The organism is Alistipes timonensis JC136 (genome assembly GCF_900107675.1).
Taxonomy (GTDB): domain Bacteria; phylum Bacteroidota; class Bacteroidia; order Bacteroidales; family Rikenellaceae; genus Alistipes; species Alistipes timonensis.
In genome coordinates this window covers 120,740-137,586 of the sequence record NZ_FNRI01000005.1, presented here as the reverse complement: position 1 = coordinate 137,586, position 16,847 = coordinate 120,740, and the positions used below count along the sequence as shown (strand labels likewise).

9 protein-coding genes are annotated in these 16,847 nt (G+C 60.5%); all 9 read right to left on the bottom strand.

Annotated elements, in window-relative coordinates:
- Positions 1-44 precede the first annotated feature (44 nt).
- The gene (locus BLU78_RS08150; RefSeq protein WP_010260369.1) at positions 45-1,220 is read right to left on the bottom strand and encodes an Ig-like domain-containing protein; all 1,176 of its coding nucleotides are present in this window, start codon (positions 1,218-1,220) and stop codon (positions 45-47) included.
- Between the two features lie 75 nt (positions 1,221-1,295).
- Positions 1,296-3,053 carry an Ig-like domain-containing protein gene (locus BLU78_RS08145; RefSeq protein ID WP_010260366.1) on the bottom strand — a complete coding sequence of 586 codons (1,758 nt, stop codon included), beginning with the start codon at positions 3,051-3,053 and terminating at the stop codon, positions 1,296-1,298.
- A gap of 27 nt (positions 3,054-3,080) precedes the next feature.
- Positions 3,081-4,916, bottom strand: coding sequence for a RagB/SusD family nutrient uptake outer membrane protein (locus BLU78_RS08140; protein ID WP_010260363.1), 1,836 nt, complete (start codon positions 4,914-4,916; stop codon positions 3,081-3,083).
- A 16-nt stretch (positions 4,917-4,932) separates the two neighbouring features.
- On the bottom strand, positions 4,933-8,109 hold the full coding sequence (locus tag BLU78_RS08135) for a SusC/RagA family TonB-linked outer membrane protein (protein WP_010260360.1): 3,177 nt from the start codon (positions 8,107-8,109) through the stop codon (positions 4,933-4,935).
- Positions 8,110-8,271: 162 nt separating this feature from the next.
- On the bottom strand, positions 8,272-9,579 hold the full coding sequence (locus tag BLU78_RS08130; protein WP_010260357.1) for a glycoside hydrolase family 88/105 protein: 1,308 nt from the start codon (positions 9,577-9,579) through the stop codon (positions 8,272-8,274).
- Positions 9,580-9,592: 13 nt separating this feature from the next.
- Positions 9,593-10,789: a glycoside hydrolase family 88/105 protein gene (locus BLU78_RS08125; RefSeq protein WP_010260354.1), complete on the bottom strand. Its 1,197-nt coding sequence runs from the start codon at positions 10,787-10,789 to the stop codon at positions 9,593-9,595.
- A gap of 48 nt (positions 10,790-10,837) precedes the next feature.
- Positions 10,838-12,238 (bottom strand): family 43 glycosylhydrolase, encoded by a 1,401-nt coding sequence (locus tag BLU78_RS08120; protein WP_020693234.1) that lies wholly within the window; start codon positions 12,236-12,238, stop codon positions 10,838-10,840.
- A 19-nt stretch (positions 12,239-12,257) separates the two neighbouring features.
- The gene (locus BLU78_RS08115) at positions 12,258-14,114 is read right to left on the bottom strand and encodes an FAD-dependent oxidoreductase (RefSeq protein ID WP_010260347.1); all 1,857 of its coding nucleotides are present in this window, start codon (positions 14,112-14,114) and stop codon (positions 12,258-12,260) included.
- A complete protein-coding gene (locus tag BLU78_RS08110; protein ID WP_010260339.1) occupies positions 14,111-16,837 on the bottom strand; it encodes a glycoside hydrolase family 2 protein in 2,727 nt (908 codons plus the stop codon). Before BLU78_RS08110 ends, BLU78_RS08115 begins: the two co-directional genes overlap by 4 nt.
- Between the last annotated feature and the right edge of the window lie 10 nt (positions 16,838-16,847).

Here is a 16,847-nt window from a genome sequence, read left to right as displayed (position 1 = left end):
GAAGATTCGTTCTTCGGGCCTTCTCGATTACAGTACCCGACGGCTTATTTCTGTTCGCGGCCGAGGTAGAATTCGTTGATCTGGATGGTGCCGCCCGGGTTGGTTCCTCCGTAAGCCGTACCGCGTGCGCAGTAGAATCCCAGGAAGGGCGATACCGTGCTGACATCGTTCCAGCCGATGAAGCGCAGATAGCGGAAGTCGTTCTCCGGGATCGGAACATTGTCCGTCAGCAGGTTCTCGTATACGTTCGGATCGGGCGTCAGCGCGACGCGTTCGGCGATGACCTCGAAGTTCGTGCCGTCGTTGCTGCCTTCGATGCGGTTGAAGCCCCACCAGCGGACGAGAATGTTCTTGTTGTTGTTGCCTTCCGGACGGTGGCGAATACGCAGGTAGTTGACCATGCCCGGATTGTCGCCGCGGTCGATCTGGAACCAGATTTCGGCGTCGGCGGGAATGCTGGTGACCTTGCCCGGACGGTCCATCGACAGCGTCGTGTTCTCGTTGCCGTCGATAGCGGCGGTCGCGCTGCTTCCGATCGAAGCGTCGGTTTTCCAGCCGTGCGAGAAACTCATCGACCATTTGCTGCGGTCCCAGTCGCCGAAGAACTCGGTGATCGAAACGCTCATCGTCGCCTTGATTTCGGGATGGTTCCGGGCAGCGGCCGTGATGGTGACGCTGCCGCTCCGGTGGCAGATCATGCGGCCGGTTTCGGCGTTCACCGATGCTGTTTCCGGATCGGAGGACGAGAAGATCACGCCTTCGTTCTGGTCCAACGGCTCGACCGAGAGGAAGAGGCTGTAACCGACTCCGGCGTAGGCGTCCATGGAGGGGGTGGAGAAGGAGATCGACTCGATATCGACCGGAATCTGATCGACGACCGTCACGGCGAAATAGGTTTCGATGCCGCCCACGTAGATCGAGATCATGGTGATGCCGGCTTTGTGTGCCGTTATGATGCCTTTGGGGCTGACCGTCGCCACTTCGATGTTCGAGGAATAGAAGAGCTCCGCCAGGTCGGTGGCGTTTACGGGCAGCACCGTCACTTTCAGCGACACGTCCTTCGTTTCGCCGACCTCCATGACCAGGCCGCCGCTCAGCTCCTCGTCGAGCACGACGCTCTCTGCGGGAACGTCCATCGTTCCCGGTTCGGGTATGCCGTCTTCGCAGCCGGCGCACAACAGGGCCGCTACGGCAAACAGACAAATACTTATCTTTTTCATAATTTGAAAGTCGTTTTTTCGGTTAAAGATTCCGAACCCCGGCGGCAGTACGCTCCGCCGCCGGAGCCGGAAAGTCTATTCGTCGAGGCCGAGGTACAGTTCCGCGATCTGACAGGTGCCGTTCGATCCCGTAAAGTTGGTTGCCTTGCCGACAAAACGCAGGTAGCGGTAATTTACTGTCGAGGGGAACTTTACATTCGACGTCGTACGATAATCGTCGATATTGCGGGTGCCGCCGTCGTTCGGGTCGAGCTGCGATTTGTAACTCATATCGGGCAGCTTTACATTTTCGGCAATCGGCGTCCACTCCGAATTGTCGTTGCTGCCTTCGATGAGCGTGAAACCATTCCAACGGCAACCGCGGTCGGCGTTGCGTACGCCCTGGTGCATGATGCGGAAGTAGTTTACGCTCCTCTGCTGCTGCATATCGACCACGAACCAGATCGTGTCGCCGGCGCCATTCTTGCCGGGACGGTCCAGACCGAAGATCGTTGCATCGGAAGCCGGAATCGATGCGCTCGCCGTCGGGAACGAACTCGTGCCGAATACCTCGTCGAGCGCAGCCGTGGCATTGCCGCCGGTACCCTTGATCGGTCCCGATGCCGACATGCTCCAGCCGGTGCGGTCGAGGTCGTTCGAATCGGTAATGTTCAGGGTGAAGATCACCTTCTTGGTATTGCCCTGGGCCAGACTTTTGTGGTTCTTCGCCGTAACGACTACCGTGGCCGTACCGACCTTCTTGCAGGTGATCAGGCCGTTTTCGTCGATGTCGATGAATTCACCGTCCTTGTTGACGATCTGATACGCCACGCCCTCGTTCTGATTCTTGGGGGTGATGACCAGGCGCGAATAGAGATCGTAGGTCGCCGTTCCGTTCTTAAGCTCGACGCTCGCCGTACCCAGCGAGTTGTTCCAGCGGCCGTCGGTAATCGTAATGGTCTCGATGTCCACCTGAACGTCGGCGGCGACGGTCAGCTCGAACGATGCCGAAACTCCGTCGATTGTGATCGAGATCGTCGTTTTTCCGGCTTTCAGCGGTGTTACGACACCCTCGGCGCTGACCGTGGCGACCTCCTTGTCCGACGAATCGTAGCTTTCGGCACGGTTCGAGGCGTTCTCGGGAAGCACTGCCGTCTTTCCGGCAAGCTCCAGCGTTCCGCTGAGGGGCATCGTATAGCCGTCTTTCCACTCGTCGGGCAGCGTGACCGACTCCACGGCGATCTTCTCGACCGTGAGGGTGAATTGGGCCGACTTGCCGTCGACGGAGATCGTGATCGTCGCTTCGCCGATGGCGATTGCCGATACGATGCCTTCTTCGGTGACCGACGCGATCATCGGGTTCGACGAATTGTAGCTTTCGGTCTTGTCCGTGGCGTTCGAGGGGAGGATCGTCGCCTTGCCGGCGATGTCGAGCGTTGCGCCGAGTTTCAGCGTTGCGCCGTCGGCCAGTTCGGCTGGCAGCGTAACCGACTCGACGGAAATCCGCTGCTCTTTGACCTCCACTTCGAAGTGCGAGTGCTTGCCGCCCACGCTGATCGTGACCATCGCCAGGCCCGGCTTCACGGCCTTCACGACGCCGGCTTCGTCTACCGAGACGGTCTCCGGGTCCGACGACTCGTAGGTTTCGGTCTTATCCGTGGCATTTTCGGGGCGTACCGTCACTTTGCCCGCTATGTCGGCCGTCTGGCCGACGACCAGCGTGATGCCGCTGCTCAGCGACGAATCGAGAGCGATCGCCGAAACGGGAATCACTTTGTCCGTGTCGGAACTGTCGTTGCATCCGGCACCCAGCAGGGCCGCCGCCGCGAACAGGAATATGCTGATTTTTTTCATTATCGTAAGTTTATCGGTTTATACGCTCTACCAGCCGGGATTCTGCACCAGCATGTCGCTGCGCTTGATCTCGTCCAGCGGAATGGGATAGAGGTAGTTTTTGTTCTTGAAGGAGCGGGTCTGCAACTTCGTGCGGGTGTAGTACGCGGGCTGCGCCTGATCGACGTTCATGCCGTGGAAATCGCCTCCCTGGCCGCCTTCGCCGGGCGCCTTGTCGGCGATCATCCAGCGGCGCACGTCGAAGTAGCGCTGTCCCTCGGTGGCCAGTTCGATGCGGCTCTCGCGGCGGATTGCCTCGCGCTGCAAGGTCTGGTTACCCTCGATGGCAGGATTCAGCGCCTCCAAGTCGTCCAGCCCGGCGCGCTGACGCACCAGATTGACATATTTCAGCACGTCCTTGTTGCCCGGTTCCACTTCGTTGAGCATCTCGGCGTAGAGCAGGTAGAACTCCGCCAGGCGGAAAATAATCACCGGACGGTATTTCGAAGTCACGGCGCCGGAGATGTTGCCTCCGTAGACCGTGCGGTTCATGCGCTTGTAGAGCAGGTAACCCGTGAGCGGGGCGCCGTCGGCCACCGAGTTGTCATCCTTGCCGCCGCGGTAGAACTGAATCTCCTGATTGCTCATGTGCCACTTCATGCCCGAGAACGTGACGGTGTTGTAGAAACGGGGTTCGCGGTCGATGTACATCTTCGACACCTGAACGCCGTTGTAGGTTCCCATCTCGGCTTCGTTGGCGGGGTAGAGTTCCGATTTGGGGAGGAACGAGGTGGCCTTGACAGGCTTGCCGTCCTTCATGTAGAAGTCGTCGACCAACTCTTGCAGGACGTGGAATCCGCCCTGGCCCTGAGGCTGCGAACGCGGGGTGGCGAAGGTGTCGAATTTCTGTTCCCCCAGTTTGCCCCACGAGTTGGTCGAGGTGGCCCAGATAATCTCCTTGTTGTACTCCTGGAACAGGTTGTAGAGGTCCTTGTCCGGATTGCCCGTGTTGACGAGTTCGTAGCGGCTGCCCGATTCGGCGTAGTCGAGGAAATCGCGCAGACGGTCCACCGCCGTTTGCAGTTTCGAGTCGTCCCGGTCGGGGAAGAGCCGTTTTCCGTCCTTGTTGGTCAGCGCCAGGCCCTCGGCCCATCCGCCGTTGAAGAGCGGGCTGGCGGCGTAGACCCACAGTTTGGCGCGCAACGCCAGCGCGGTGCCCTTGGTGGGCACGGCGCGGAGGTTTTCGTTGTCGTGGTAGGGCTCCTGCGCCATCTCTTCCATGCACTCCTTCAGCTCCCGGTCGATGAATTCGATCACCTCGTCGAGCGAGTTGCGCGGAAGGTCGAGGTTGTCTTCCAGCGTCATCGAATGGTCGACGATGGGAATCGGGCCGTACATCTCCATCAGGTAGTAGTGGTAAGCCGCACGCATGAAGCGGACGTTCGCCTTGTAGAGCTTGATCTCCGCTTCGGTCAGACGGTCGGCGTCGGGACCTCCCTCGTCCACGATCGGATGAGCCTGTTCGAGGAAGATATTGGCCTGCCGGATGCTCTCGTAGAGCGTGTTCCAGCGCTGCGAATTGTTGTTGGCCGAGTTCCACTCGGTGTATTTGCCCGCATTGTTGGCCAGCCGCGTGTAGATTTCGTCGGAGTAGGCGGTCCAGGGATTTCCCATCGGGCTGTCCGTGACCCAGACGGCCGAATAGTCGGGACGGTTGTTGAAGACCTGCGAATACCATTTTTTGGTGCGGTCGACATTGCTGAACACCTGCGAGATGTCGGAGATGCCGCCGGCCAGTTCGTCGGACACGTCGAGGAAACTGCACGACCAGACCGTGCAGGCCAGCAGTCCGAGGGAAAGTATTTTTACAAAATTCTGTTTCATAGTTCGTTCTCCTTGATTAGAAGTTGACTTCGAGTCCCAGCGTGAAGGTGCGGGACATGGGATAGCTCATGCCCTGGTTTCGGTTGCCCTGCTCGGGGTCCCAGTATTTGATGTCGTCCCAGACGCAGAGGTTGTTGCCCAGCATGTAGATGCGGGCCGCGTCGAGACGGATCTTGCGGAGGAAGGTCTTGGGCAGGTTGTAGCCGATTTCGAGATTCTTGAAGCGCAGGAAGTTGCCGCTCCGGAGCCACCACGTGCTGGGTTCCTTGTTGACGTTGTGGCTGTAATGGCTGTGCAGACGCGGCATCGTGACATCCTGGCGCGGGTTGTCTGCCGTCCAGCGGTCGAGGAACAGCGTACGGTAGTTGGATTTGTCTTCATACCAGTTGAAGGGCCAGAAGTGATTGTTGCCCGACGCCAGCAGTACGGACGAGTTGCCCGTGCCCTGGAAGAACGCGCTCACGTAGAAGCCTTTGTACTCGACGTTGAGGCCGAAACCGTAATTGATCTCGGGATTGTAGGGGTGTCCTACGCCGCGCATCTTGTCGTTGCTGTCGATCACGCCGTCGTGGTTCAGGTCGGCGTACTTGATGTCGCCCGGGCCGAGGGTTCCTTGCAGCGCGACGGTCGGGAGACCCGGACGCAGTTCGTAGGAGTAGGTTCCGTTGGGATTCTGCGTGCGGATGAAATCGTCTTCGGTGTAGAGGCGCTCGGCGATGTAGAGTGTGTTCTCGTTCACGCGCGTGCCGGTGATCCGCTGGTAGTCGTAGAGTTGGTTCAGCTCGTCGTATTCGATGATCTTGTTGCGCGCGAAAGTGAACGTACCGCGGGCGCTGATGCGGACTTTGCCGAAGTCGTGGCGGGCGTTCAGGCTGGCGTCGACGCCCCAGTTGTCAACGATACCGTAGTTCTGCCACGGTTTGGCGTGGAATCCGGCGACTCCGGGGACCGTGTTGCGTTCCAGCAGGATGTCCTTGCGGCGGTTGTTGAAATAGTCGGCCGTGAGTTCGATTTCGTTGTCGAAGAAGCCGAGGTCGAGTCCGACGTTGCGTTTGGTTTCGATCTCCCAGTGGATGTCGTTGTTGATGAAACGCAGGTCGTAGATGCCGGCTCCCATGCCGTTCGAGGCCGAGGTTCCGATGCCCTGGTTGAAGGTGTGGCCCTCGGTGTTGAACGTCGCGCGGTAGAGGAAGCGGTCGGTTCCCGTGTCGTCGTTACCCGTGCGGCCCATCGAGAGACGGATTTTCAGGTTGTTCATCACCTTTTTCAGCCCTTCGGGATAGAATTTCTCGTTGGAGACGAAGTAGCTGACGCCGACGGCCGGGAAGAAGCCGAAACGGTTCTTCTTGGCGAAGGTTTCGCTGCCGGTGTAGCCGAAGCTGCCCTCGATGAAGTAGCGGTTGTCGTAGGAATAGGTCACGCGGCCCACGATGCTCTGTTTGCGGAAGGGGAGCACCGGATCGTTCTTCTGCTGCTCCTTCTGCATGTAGAGGATCATGGCGCTGACGTTGTGGACATAGTTGAACGTGCGCTGGTAGTTGACGGCGCCTTCGATGTAGATTTTGCGCAGATAGCTCGTCGAGGTGAACTTGGGGTCCGATATCTCGGGCGATCCCGACGAGGTGGTGGTGAAGACCAGGTTGCCTTCGGCGTCGCGGCCGCTGGCGTGGTAGAGGCTCGGCCAGTAGTCGCGCAGCGTCGCCGAACTGCCGTCGTAGTCGAAGCTGACGCTTCCGCGGACGCTCAGACCCGGGGTGATGAATTTCAGGTCTTGTTCCAGTTTGATGTTCGACTGGATCTTCACGCCCCACTCCTGGCGGTAGCCCTGATTGTAGAGCATGTTGTAGGGGTTGCGGTTGTTCGAGTCGGCCTGCTTCTCGTAGCTGGCGAGCGTGCCGTCGCTGTAAATGGCCGGGAAGAGGTACGACGGCGTGTGCAGCATGAAGCTGAAGATGTCGTCGGCCGAACGGTTGGCCGTGCGGCGGTGTACGTACTGACCCGCGAGATCGACGCTCAGGCGCGTGGTTTTGCTCACTTTCAGGTCGATGTTGCTGCGCAGGTTGTAGCGCTCGAATCCGAAGTTGCTGTCGTATTTGCCGTTGGGGTTCTCCTTGAAGACGCCGTCCGACTGGTAGTAGGCCATCGAGACGAAATATTTGGCATTTTCGGCGCCGCCGCGGAAGTTGAGCGTGTAGCGCTGGCTGTGCACGGCTTTGCGGACCAGTTCGTCGATCCACTGCGTGTTCGGATAGAGGTCGTTGTCCGCGCGGTCGCGGTAGAGCTGGATTTGCGCGGCGCTGAAACTGGGCGTGAGTCCGTCGTTGGACCGGGCCTCGTTGGCCAGTTCGAGGTAGTCCCACGAATCGACGAACTCGGGCAAACGCTGCGGCGAGGCGATCGACTGTTCGATGCGGAACGAGATTTTGGGACGGGAGATCGTACCGCGCTTGGTGGTTACGAGGATGACTCCGTTGGCACCCTCGGCGCCGTAGACGGCCGTCGCCGCGGCATCTTTCAGGATGCTGAACGTTTCGATTTCGTCGGCCTCGATGTTGTTGATGTCACGGGGAATTCCGTCGACGAGCACCAGCGGGTTGGTTCCGCCCTTGAAGGTGCTGATACCGCGAATCCAGAATTCGGCATCGTCGCGTCCCGGTTCGGCGCTGCGCTGGATGCTGATCAGACCGGCGAGCTGTCCGGCGAGGTTGCTCGTCAGGTTGCTCGACGACGACTGCATCAGGTCGCGCGATCCGACGGTGGCGATCGAGCTGACCATCGCCTGGCGTTTCTGCTTGCCGTAGCCGACGACGACGACCTCTTCGAGCAGGTCCGTGTCGGACTTCAGTTTGATGTTGATTACTTCGCGGCCGTCGGTCGGCAGAGTTTGCGACAGGTAGCCGATGTAGCTGACCGTGATCTGCTGTTTGGGCAGTACGTCGATGACGAAGAGTCCGTCGGTGTTGGTCGTCGTTCCGACGTTGGTGTCTTTGATGTAGACGGTGGCGCCGACCAGCGGTGCTCCGTCGGTGTCGGTGACGGTTCCGGTGATGCGTCGTTTCCCCGTTTGCGCGGAGGCGCCCTGTGCATGGACAGCGCCGACGTTCACCGACAGGAACATCACAAGAAGCAGGGCGAAGCTCACGCTTTTCAGGGCTCTGGCGCACCCGGTGCTTGTTTTATAAAATTTTTCCATACGGTTTTAGTTGATTGATGATAATAATTCAGAGGTTGTCCGGGCCGAGGAAGCCCGTGGTCCGGGAGGCGAGTTTCACCCCGGACCGAATGTTCCTTCATTCGGTCTGCTGTATTTTTTTCATAGGCATGCAGGAGAGTTTTAGGTTAGTTTTCGTGACGTTTATTGCTGTTGTTCGTTGGCCAGTTCTGTCAGTGCATAGGCGCACCACATCACGGCAGCCTGTCCGTGCAGGTCGCCGGTGTATTTCTCCCGGTCGCGGTAGTATGCGTAGCTCGTGCCGGCTCCGGTCCCGCAGCAGACGTTCCGGATTTCGAAGTTGGTGTTCAGGTAGTTCTGGATTCCCAGCCAGCCTTTGCGGGCGACCGTGCCGTAGGTCTTCTCGTCGAGCCAGCCGTTCTTCACGCCGAGGATCATCGCATAGGTGAACATGGCCGATCCGGAGGTCTCCTCCCACATGTCGCCCTGATTGGGGTAGATCAGCTGTCCCCACAGGCCGCTGTCATACTGATAGGCGCTCAGCGTGGCCATCATTTTCTTGTATTCGGTGAGAATCCGGTTGCGGTAGACGTCGTATTTCGACGATTTGGGAAGCATCCGCAGCATTTCGGGCATTCCCACGGCCATCCAGCCGTTGCCGCGGGCCCAAAAAAATTTGGCGGTGGGGGCGTGGTAGAAAATCCCGTTTTCGCCCGGCAGCTCGTCGAGGTAGAGAATCATCTCTTTGGCGGCCCGTTCGATATACTTTTCATCGCCCGTCGCCAGATAGGCCTGCGACTGGAGCGCCGTGATCATGAACATATCGTCGATCCACAGGCGCGTCTGGTACGAATAACCCAGGTTGTGATAATACTCGGGGTTCTTCATCTTCTCCAGGTATTTCTGCTCCGTCGGCAGCTCCCACTGCTGGTCGGCGTAGCGAAGTCCCAGGTCGAGGTACTTTTTGATCTCCGACTCGGCTGCGCCGCGCTGCTTTTTGACGTAGTAGATATGGAGCGGCACGGCGCCGAAGATGTTGTAGTCCACGGCATTGTTTTCCGTGCGGGGAATCTGCGTCACGAGGCTCTTGTTCGGTTCGATGTTCTTGTCGTCCACTTCGAGGAACTGGTCGAACTTCGCCACCAGCCGGTTGAACAGATCGTTGTTCCCGGCCGCCTCGGCGTACCAGAATGCACCCAGCCAGGCACAGACGTCGGGATAGGAGGTCAGCGTGCTCTTCGTCTTGGAGTGCATGTCTCCCCAGTTGGAGTTTCCCGAGCGGATGAAGAGGTTGACAACCCCTTCGCCGACCGTTTTGGGACCCTTCCGGTCCGGGAAGTTGATCAGGTCGTAATCTTCGACTTCGGGCGTCGGGTCGGGCTTGGGTTGGGGCTTTACGCCCGATCCGGAGGTGGCTTTCTCGCTGCATGCCGCCAGGCACAGTCCGGCGAAGGCGAATCCGAGAAGGAATGTTTTCAGAATTTTGTACATGATAGGGGCTGGTTTACCGTTTCGGCGTCAGTTTGTAAGGTTTCACGTCGCAGGAGAGCGCATAGGCGCACCACAGCATGGCAGCCTGTCCGTGCAGGTCGCCGGTCAGGCGGCGGCGGTTCTGATACCAGTCGAAGCTGTTTTTGGCGCCGGTTCCTTCGCAGACGTTGCGGAGGTTGTCTTTCTCGTCGAGGTAGGAGAGCAGCGTCAGCCATGCCTTGCGGGCGGCCGTGCCGTAGATTTTCCGGTCGAGCCAGCCGTTCTTCACGCCGAGGATCATCGCGTAGGTGAACATGGCCGTCGAGGAGGTCTCTTTCCAGGAATTGGGGTTGTCGATGATCTGACGCCACATGCCGTCGTAGGCCTGATAGCGCAGCAGCGTCTCCATCATCTGCATGTAGGCCGCCCGGATGCGCGGCAGGTAGGGGTTGTCCTTCGGGAGCATGCGGAGCATTTCGGCCATGCCGACGGCCATCCAGCCGTCGCCGCGGCCCCAGAAGTAGGGCGTGCCGGTGTGGTGGTAGAAGAGTCCGTTGGGACGCTGGATGCGGTCGAGGTAGAGCGCCATCTCACGGGCGGCGCGGTCGATATACTTCTTGTCGCCCGTAACCAGATAAGCCTGGGCCTGCAGGTCGGTGATCATGAACATGTCGTCGACCCAGAGCCGGGTCTGCCACGAGTAGTCGTCGTCGGCGTATTTTTTCGCTTCGGACAGCTGCTTGTAGTGCTGCGGATTGGCGGGCAGCTCCCACTGGCCGTCGGCATACTTCATGCCCAGCTCCAGGTATTTCGGATCGTGGTTGCGTTTGTAGATTTCCAGCGGCACGGCGCCGAAGACATAGAAATCGACGACGTTGTGATCCTTGGGAAACAGGTTGGGCTGCAAGTTCTTTTGCGTGGTGAACAGCGGTTCGAAACGCTCCACGAGCCGGGTGTAGAGGCTGTCGTTGCCGGTTCCGGCGGTGAACCACAATGCGCCCAGCCAGGCACAGACATCGGGATAGGTTACAAGTGTTACCTTGTACTTCGAGTTGATGTCGCCCCAGTGCGAGTGCGGAGTCTGGAGGTAGCGTTCGGTGAGCCTTATGCCGATCTCTTCGGGTTGGCATCCCTTCGGGAATTTTTTCAGGTCGTAGCTTTTTTGTGCCTGAACGTTCGAGGCCGCCGCGAGCAGCAGCAGGGTTTGTACAACTAAAAGGAATTTTTTCATCGGTTTGCGGTACTGTTATTCGGTTAGGTTAACAATGCGAAGATGTTTTCAGAGCGTCTCTCCCGAGGGCAGCAACAGGGATTCGCCCCATCCGGCGCCTTTCCCGAAATCGGGCGTTCCGTCGGCGTTCCACGTGAATTTCTCGACAAAGGGGTAACGCTGGCCCCATCCGCCGTCGGAATAACGCATGGCGTGGTAGACGATCCAGTCCTCGGTTCCGTCGGGGGATTTGGTGAAGGTGCAGTGTCCCAGTCCGTTGACTCCGGATACCGGTTCCTTCGTGTTGTCGCAGCGCCAGAAGGCGTAGTTGTTCGACTTCTTCCAGTCGGCCGGATTCATCGGGTCGCCGTCGTTCATGTCGAGCATCAGCCAGGCCAGCCGGTAGTTCTTGGTCCACGACGGGTTGCAGGAGTAGACGATGAAGAGCTTGCCCTTCTCCTCGTTGACGAGTATGGCGGGACCCTCGTTGATCTTGCGTCCGTCCATCGTTTCCCAGGACTGCGTGGGGGTCGAGAGGATGACCATTGACGAGGAGATGGTGCAGGGGTCCGACATCGTAGCGATGCGGATCTGCTGAACGGCGTCGGTTCCGTTGCCCGACCAGACGGCATAGCGCTGACCCTTCAGCTCGAAGGTCGTCAGGTCGATGGCATATTCCGTGTTCTCTATGGTGGGCTTGATGCCCGGCTGGTAGTTGTAGCCCGTGTAAAGCATGCCCATATCCTCCCATTCGCCCAGCGGGTCGTTGGCTTTCGAACGGAGTACGCCGCTGCGCTGGGTGCTGTAACCGGTGATTCCGTCCTGTCCGCGGCGTCCGGCCGCGTAGTAGACGTACCAGCGGTCGCCGATGTGGAACAGCTCGGGAGCCCAGAGGTCGGCGATGTTCCACGGTTTCGAGGGGCCTTCGTAGGGGAGGCTCCATTTCTTGGTGGTGCTGTTGATTGCCGTGAGCCGCGAGGAGCGCGAGATGGCGATGCCGTTGCCGCTCGCCTTGCAGGTGTAGTAATATTCGCCGTCCTTGACGATGTAGGGATCGGGCATCGTGGCGACGTTACCCCCGATGGTGATGGGGTTGGTGAAGGTCAGCGCCGACTGCGTGATGGTGATCTCGACCGGATTGACGCCGTCGGCCGTGAAGCGGACGATGCCCGTGCGCTTCTCCGTGCCGTTCGTCTCGAAGGAGATGCGCACCGAGAGGTCGCCCTTGCCGCTGTTGGGGGTTACGCTGAGCCATTTGCTCCGCGGCTCGGCGATCCATTCGGTGTTCGACGACACGAAGATTTCGAGCGATCCGGCGGAGTTGGACACCATCTTTTCGCTGAAATTGAGCCGGACATACGGTTTTCCGGTGTTGCCGTTGTCGGAGTCGTCCTTGCTGCAATGGCTGCAGCACAGCATCATCGTGACAATGGCCAGGAAGGCAGTCAGAAAGGAGAAAATTCGTTTCATATTCATTTTGTTTTAGAAGTTAGTTCATTGTGATCCGGCGAAGCCATTCCCGCCGGGTGGTCGTGCCGTCGGCCGGTATTTTCCGTCCGGCGAGCGAGCTCCAGAGACGCGCCGTGGGTTCGTCGAGCGGGCGGTCGAGACCGGCTTCCCATTCGGGGAAGAAGCCCCGCAGCGCCAACCGCTGTACGGCGGCGTAATCGGGATCGCCGGGTTTCAGGTCCCGCAGGTAGACCAGCACAGCCCCGTGGCGGAGCAGGCGTTCCTGCAACGTGTCCACGGTGATTTCGCGGACGTTCCGGCGGCTGTCGATCGCCAGTGCGGCTGCCGTTCCGGCGGCTTCGCCCAAGGCCATCCAGCAAGGCTCCATGCGCAGGGTCGAGAATCCGACGTGGCTGCCCGAGACGGCTGCCGGGAAGAGCAGGTTTTCGACCCGCCGGGGAACCATCACGCCGTAGGGAACCGTGTAAACGGCCGTCGGGTGGCTGAAGAATCCGTCGAGGTGTATGCGCCCCGGCTCGCGTTTGCGCACGGCGTGCGAGTCGAGGGCGTAGTGGCTTGCGGTGACCGAACTGCGGTGGAGCGGCGGACGCTTCCCCTCGGCTTCGGGCAGGGCGTCTTTGGCGGTGAAGAAATAGCAGCCTTCCAGCCGCCGGCCTTCGCGGACGTAGACCTGACGCGGAAATCCGTCGTTGTCGCGGTATTCGTCGGCGGCGAGGCCCCACCGCAGACAGGCTTCGCGGAAATGCGCGGGCAGCGCCTCGTCGTGCTGGGCGAACCACAGCAGGCCCAGCGTATAGTCGCGCAGACGCTCTGCGAAACGGTCGCGCCACGCCCAGCCGGCCGTCGGCCACGGCCAGTTTTCTTCGGGCAGGTCCGTGGAGATGAGTGCGAGGTGTTGGTTGTTGGCGTCGGTCTTGGCATTCGGCAGGCGGGTCATGCTCGTCACCTTGGCCATGCCCCAGACGTCGCCGGGGGCCGAGGTCCGCTCTCCGGCCCCGATGCGCCGGCGGTTCCGGGCGATAGCCGCCGAATCCGCCCTGCGGTAACGGGCGTCCGTGTTGCGTCCGTCCAATACGTCGCCGACCAGCGAGGCGTACTCGCTGCGGTCGTAGTTTTCGGGCCGGGGGATCGCCAGCCGGTTCTGCGGATCGTCCGTCAGACAGAGGCGGTAGTTGTAAGCCTGGATGGCGTCGTCGCCCTCATAGGTCGTGCCGTCGGCGTCGGGACCGTGCTTCCACCAGCGGTAGATTTTTCCGGCGCAGGGTTCGCCGTATTCGTCGGCCCCTTCGCGTCCGGTCCGGAACGGAACCCCTGCGGCTGCGCCCAGGTCGCCTTCGTAGGTCGCGTCGATGAACACGGCGCCGCGGTATTGTTCCTCCCGGCCCGTCGTGCGGTCGAGGATGCGGATCGAAACGATTCGGTCGCCCCGCTTCTCGACGTAGCGCGCTTCGGCGTCGAACTGGCGTCCGGTCAGAACCGTAATGCTTCCGGGACCGGCCTCGGCGAGCATTCGTTCGAAGGTCTCCGCCGCCACCGACGGCTCGAAATGGTATCCGTCGCTGCAATCGCGCACCTGCGGGGAGCCGGCGCCGTATTTTTCGGTGTAACGGGCCTTGTTCAGCGCCACGAAACGGGCGAACAGTCCCGCCGTGGCGCCCCGCGTGGCGATGTCCGTGGCGCCCAGTCCGTTGACCGGGAGCCCGCCGACGTGTCCCGAGCGTTCGAGGATGACGCTGTTTTTTCCTTCGCGTGCGGCGGCGACGGCGGCGGTGATCCCCGCAGGGGTTCCGCCCACGATCACCACGTCGTAGGTGTGCTTGCGGGTCAGGATGCCCATTGCCAGGATGAGGGCGAAAATGTACAGCAGGAGTTTCACGGACGCCGGATTTTGACCTTGAATTCGCGCGTGTCGAGATTGAAGCCCCTCACGACGAGCGTGTATGTCTCTCCGGGGAGTTTGTCGAGTGCCGTTTCGATGCGCACTGTCCGGCTCTCGCCCGGCATCAGGCAGAGGAAGTTGTCGGTGTAGAACGACGGCCGCACGGGCTTGCGCCGCTCGTCGAGCCACTGTACCTGCGTGAAGAACGCCACCGTGCGGCCGGTGTTTTTCAGTCGGAGGTTGATGTAGTGGCATCCGTCGTCTACCGAGGTTTCGTACGACGCGGCGACGCGGGTCCGGGCCAGTTCGCCGAGCGACTGGAATCCCGCCGTCGCCGGGCCGGTGAGCGTGTTGGCGCCCTTGTATTCGTTGTCCGAACGCCAGTAGAAATTGCTGCCCGCCTGCTTGCCGCGTTCGTCGAAGAGTTTCAGCCTGATGAACTGCACCGGGGTCTTCGACGCCGAAAAATTCAGCGTCAGCACGTCGTTCGCAACGCCGTCTTCGGGCAGGTCGACCGTCGCCGACTGCGAGTCGATGCGCCGCATGTCGAGGTCATAGACCTCGGCCGTAACCCGGTAGCCGCGGTATGCGCGGTAGTGGTCGTTGACCACCGACACCGTGTTTTTCAGGTAGTCGAACTGCGGGTGGAGGGGCTCGCAGGCGTTCTGCGCGGCGTAGAGCGCCGCGGTGGGTTCGAGCGACCAGTCCCACATGCGTCCGGCGACCTGACGGACGGCCGAATTGTGGTACCAGTAGAGGAATCCCGACGTGTAGCGGTCGCCGTAGCCGAACTTGTTGTAGTTCCAGACCTCCCAGATGCTCTTGTAGTTCATGGCGCCGAGGAACTGCGCCTTTTCGGCGAACTCCTCGATGCTCTGCGAGGGGCCGTATTCGTTGGTCATGTCGGTGTAGAGCGTCGACATGAGGTGGAATCCATTGCCGTCGGAATAGTCCCAGACCGCTTTGTTGATGGGCCACAGGTCCTTTTCGTCCATCATTTCGCGCAGGCATTCGACCGTCGGCAGGCACGGGGCGCCGTATTCGGGGTTGAAGCCGTAGACGCGGCTGCCGCGCGGCGAAGCCTTGTCCTCGTAGTGGCTCATGATGTTGACCTGCTTGTAGGGACTGCCGTCGTGTATGCCGCCGCATTCCGACTGCATCTGATAGCCGCGCGTGCCGTCGAGTTTTTCGAGCAGTCGTTCCATCTGCGGCATTTCGGTGCTCTCGTTCGACGAGACATAGTAGGCCAGCGAGGGGTGGTTGCGGATGCGCTTCACCGTGGAGACCACGTTCGCGTAGTAGACGCCCGGATCGTTGGGGTGGTTGGTGTCGCCCGTCATCCAGAACTCCTGCCAGACGAGGATGCCCAGCGAGTCGCAGAGCTGGAAGAAATAGTCCGATTCGGTGATGCCGCCGCCCCAGAAGCGGATGAGGTTCACGCCCGACTGGGCCGTGTAGCGCAGTTCGGCGCGGGTGCGTTCGTCCGACGTGCGGAGCATGGCTTCCGGGAGCCAGTTGGTGCCCCGGATGAAGAGCGGCCGGCCGTTGACGCTGAACGTGCGCGACCTGTCCGGCGTGTCGGTCGTGGAGGTGATCTCCCGGATGCCGAAGCGCGTCGAAATCGAGTCGCTGACCCGGCCGTCGAATTCGACTTTCAGCGTCAGGTCGTAGAGTTCCTGTTTCCCTTTGTTCAGCGGCCACCACAAGCGCGGATTGCGGATCACCAGCTGCGGGAACTCCTCGGGGGTGAAGACCACCTCCTGGACCTCGCCGCGGTAGAGCGACACCTCTTTTTCGAAGCGGATGCCTTCACCGCGGATTTCGCCGCTGACTTTGGCTTTCCGCCAGGTGTTCTGCGGGATGTAGTCGGGATAGCTCACCTCGACCGAGACGGTCTGGCGCGCCACGTCGTAGCCGGGTTTCGACAACTCGGATTTCACGAACGGATGTGCCAGCCGCACGCGCCCGGTGGTGAAGAGCGTGATGTCGCGCCAGATGCCGGTGTTGCGGTCGCGGATGCCGTCGAGGTAGAAGAAGTCCCACCCGACGGTCATCAGCTGGGTGACGTTGCGGCCGATCTCGCCGTTGCCGCCGTTCTGGAACTCGCCGTTGGCGCCGAACGACTTGCCGCCTTTGGGGCGTATCGTGCCGGGCATGTCCACGGGGTAGACCTTCACGGCCAGGACGTTCTCCCGGTCGAACGTGACCTTGTCGGTGATGTCGATGACGCGCTGCAGGAACATGCCGGCCGTGTTGCCCACCATGCTGCCGTTGAGCCAGATTTCCGCGCGGTAGTTGATGCCGTCGGCCTGGAGCCAGATTTTTTTGCCCCGGTAGGCGTTTTTGTCGAGCCGGAACTCCGTCCGGAACCAATAGGTGTAGAAATCCCGTCCGGCGCGGTAGAGGTCGGGGATGAGGTTCGACTCCAGCTTGTTGTTGAGCCCGTAGTACGGCTCGGGGTAGACGCCGTCGTGCACCAGCGAGTTGAGCACCGTTCCCGGGACCACCGCCGGCAGCCACTCTTCGGTCGGGAGCTTGGCGGAGGAGACCTCCTCGGAGCGTACGCCCACCTCGTCGGCGCGTTTCATTTTCCAGTCGAACTGCCCGCCGTGGCCCTCCTTCGAGGTCAGGGTGCAGATCGTCTCGCGTTCTTTCAGGGCGTTCTGCGCCGGTGCGGCGAGCGGTGCGAGGAGAATGAGGAGCAGTAGAATTCGTGTCATTTTCCAGTGG

Excerpts from the sequence above, each read along its gene's own strand:
- BLU78_RS08120 (WP_020693234.1), bottom strand. The coding sequence starts at position 12,238 with ATGAAACGAATTTTCTCCTTTCTGACTGCCTTCCTGGCCATTGTCACG.
- BLU78_RS08145 (WP_010260366.1), bottom strand. The coding sequence starts at position 3,053 with ATGAAAAAAATCAGCATATTCCTGTTCGCGGCGGCGGCCCTGCTGGGT.
- BLU78_RS08140 (WP_010260363.1), bottom strand. The coding sequence starts at position 4,916 with ATGAAACAGAATTTTGTAAAAATACTTTCCCTCGGACTGCTGGCCTGC.
- BLU78_RS08135 (WP_010260360.1), bottom strand. The coding sequence starts at position 8,109 with ATGGAAAAATTTTATAAAACAAGCACCGGGTGCGCCAGAGCCCTGAAA.
- BLU78_RS08125 (WP_010260354.1), bottom strand. The coding sequence starts at position 10,789 with ATGAAAAAATTCCTTTTAGTTGTACAAACCCTGCTGCTGCTCGCGGCG.
- BLU78_RS08130 (WP_010260357.1), bottom strand. The coding sequence starts at position 9,579 with ATGTACAAAATTCTGAAAACATTCCTTCTCGGATTCGCCTTCGCCGGA.
- BLU78_RS08110 (WP_010260339.1), bottom strand. The coding sequence starts at position 16,837 with ATGACACGAATTCTACTGCTCCTCATTCTCCTCGCACCGCTCGCCGCA.
- BLU78_RS08150 (WP_010260369.1), bottom strand. The coding sequence starts at position 1,220 with ATGAAAAAGATAAGTATTTGTCTGTTTGCCGTAGCGGCCCTGTTGTGC.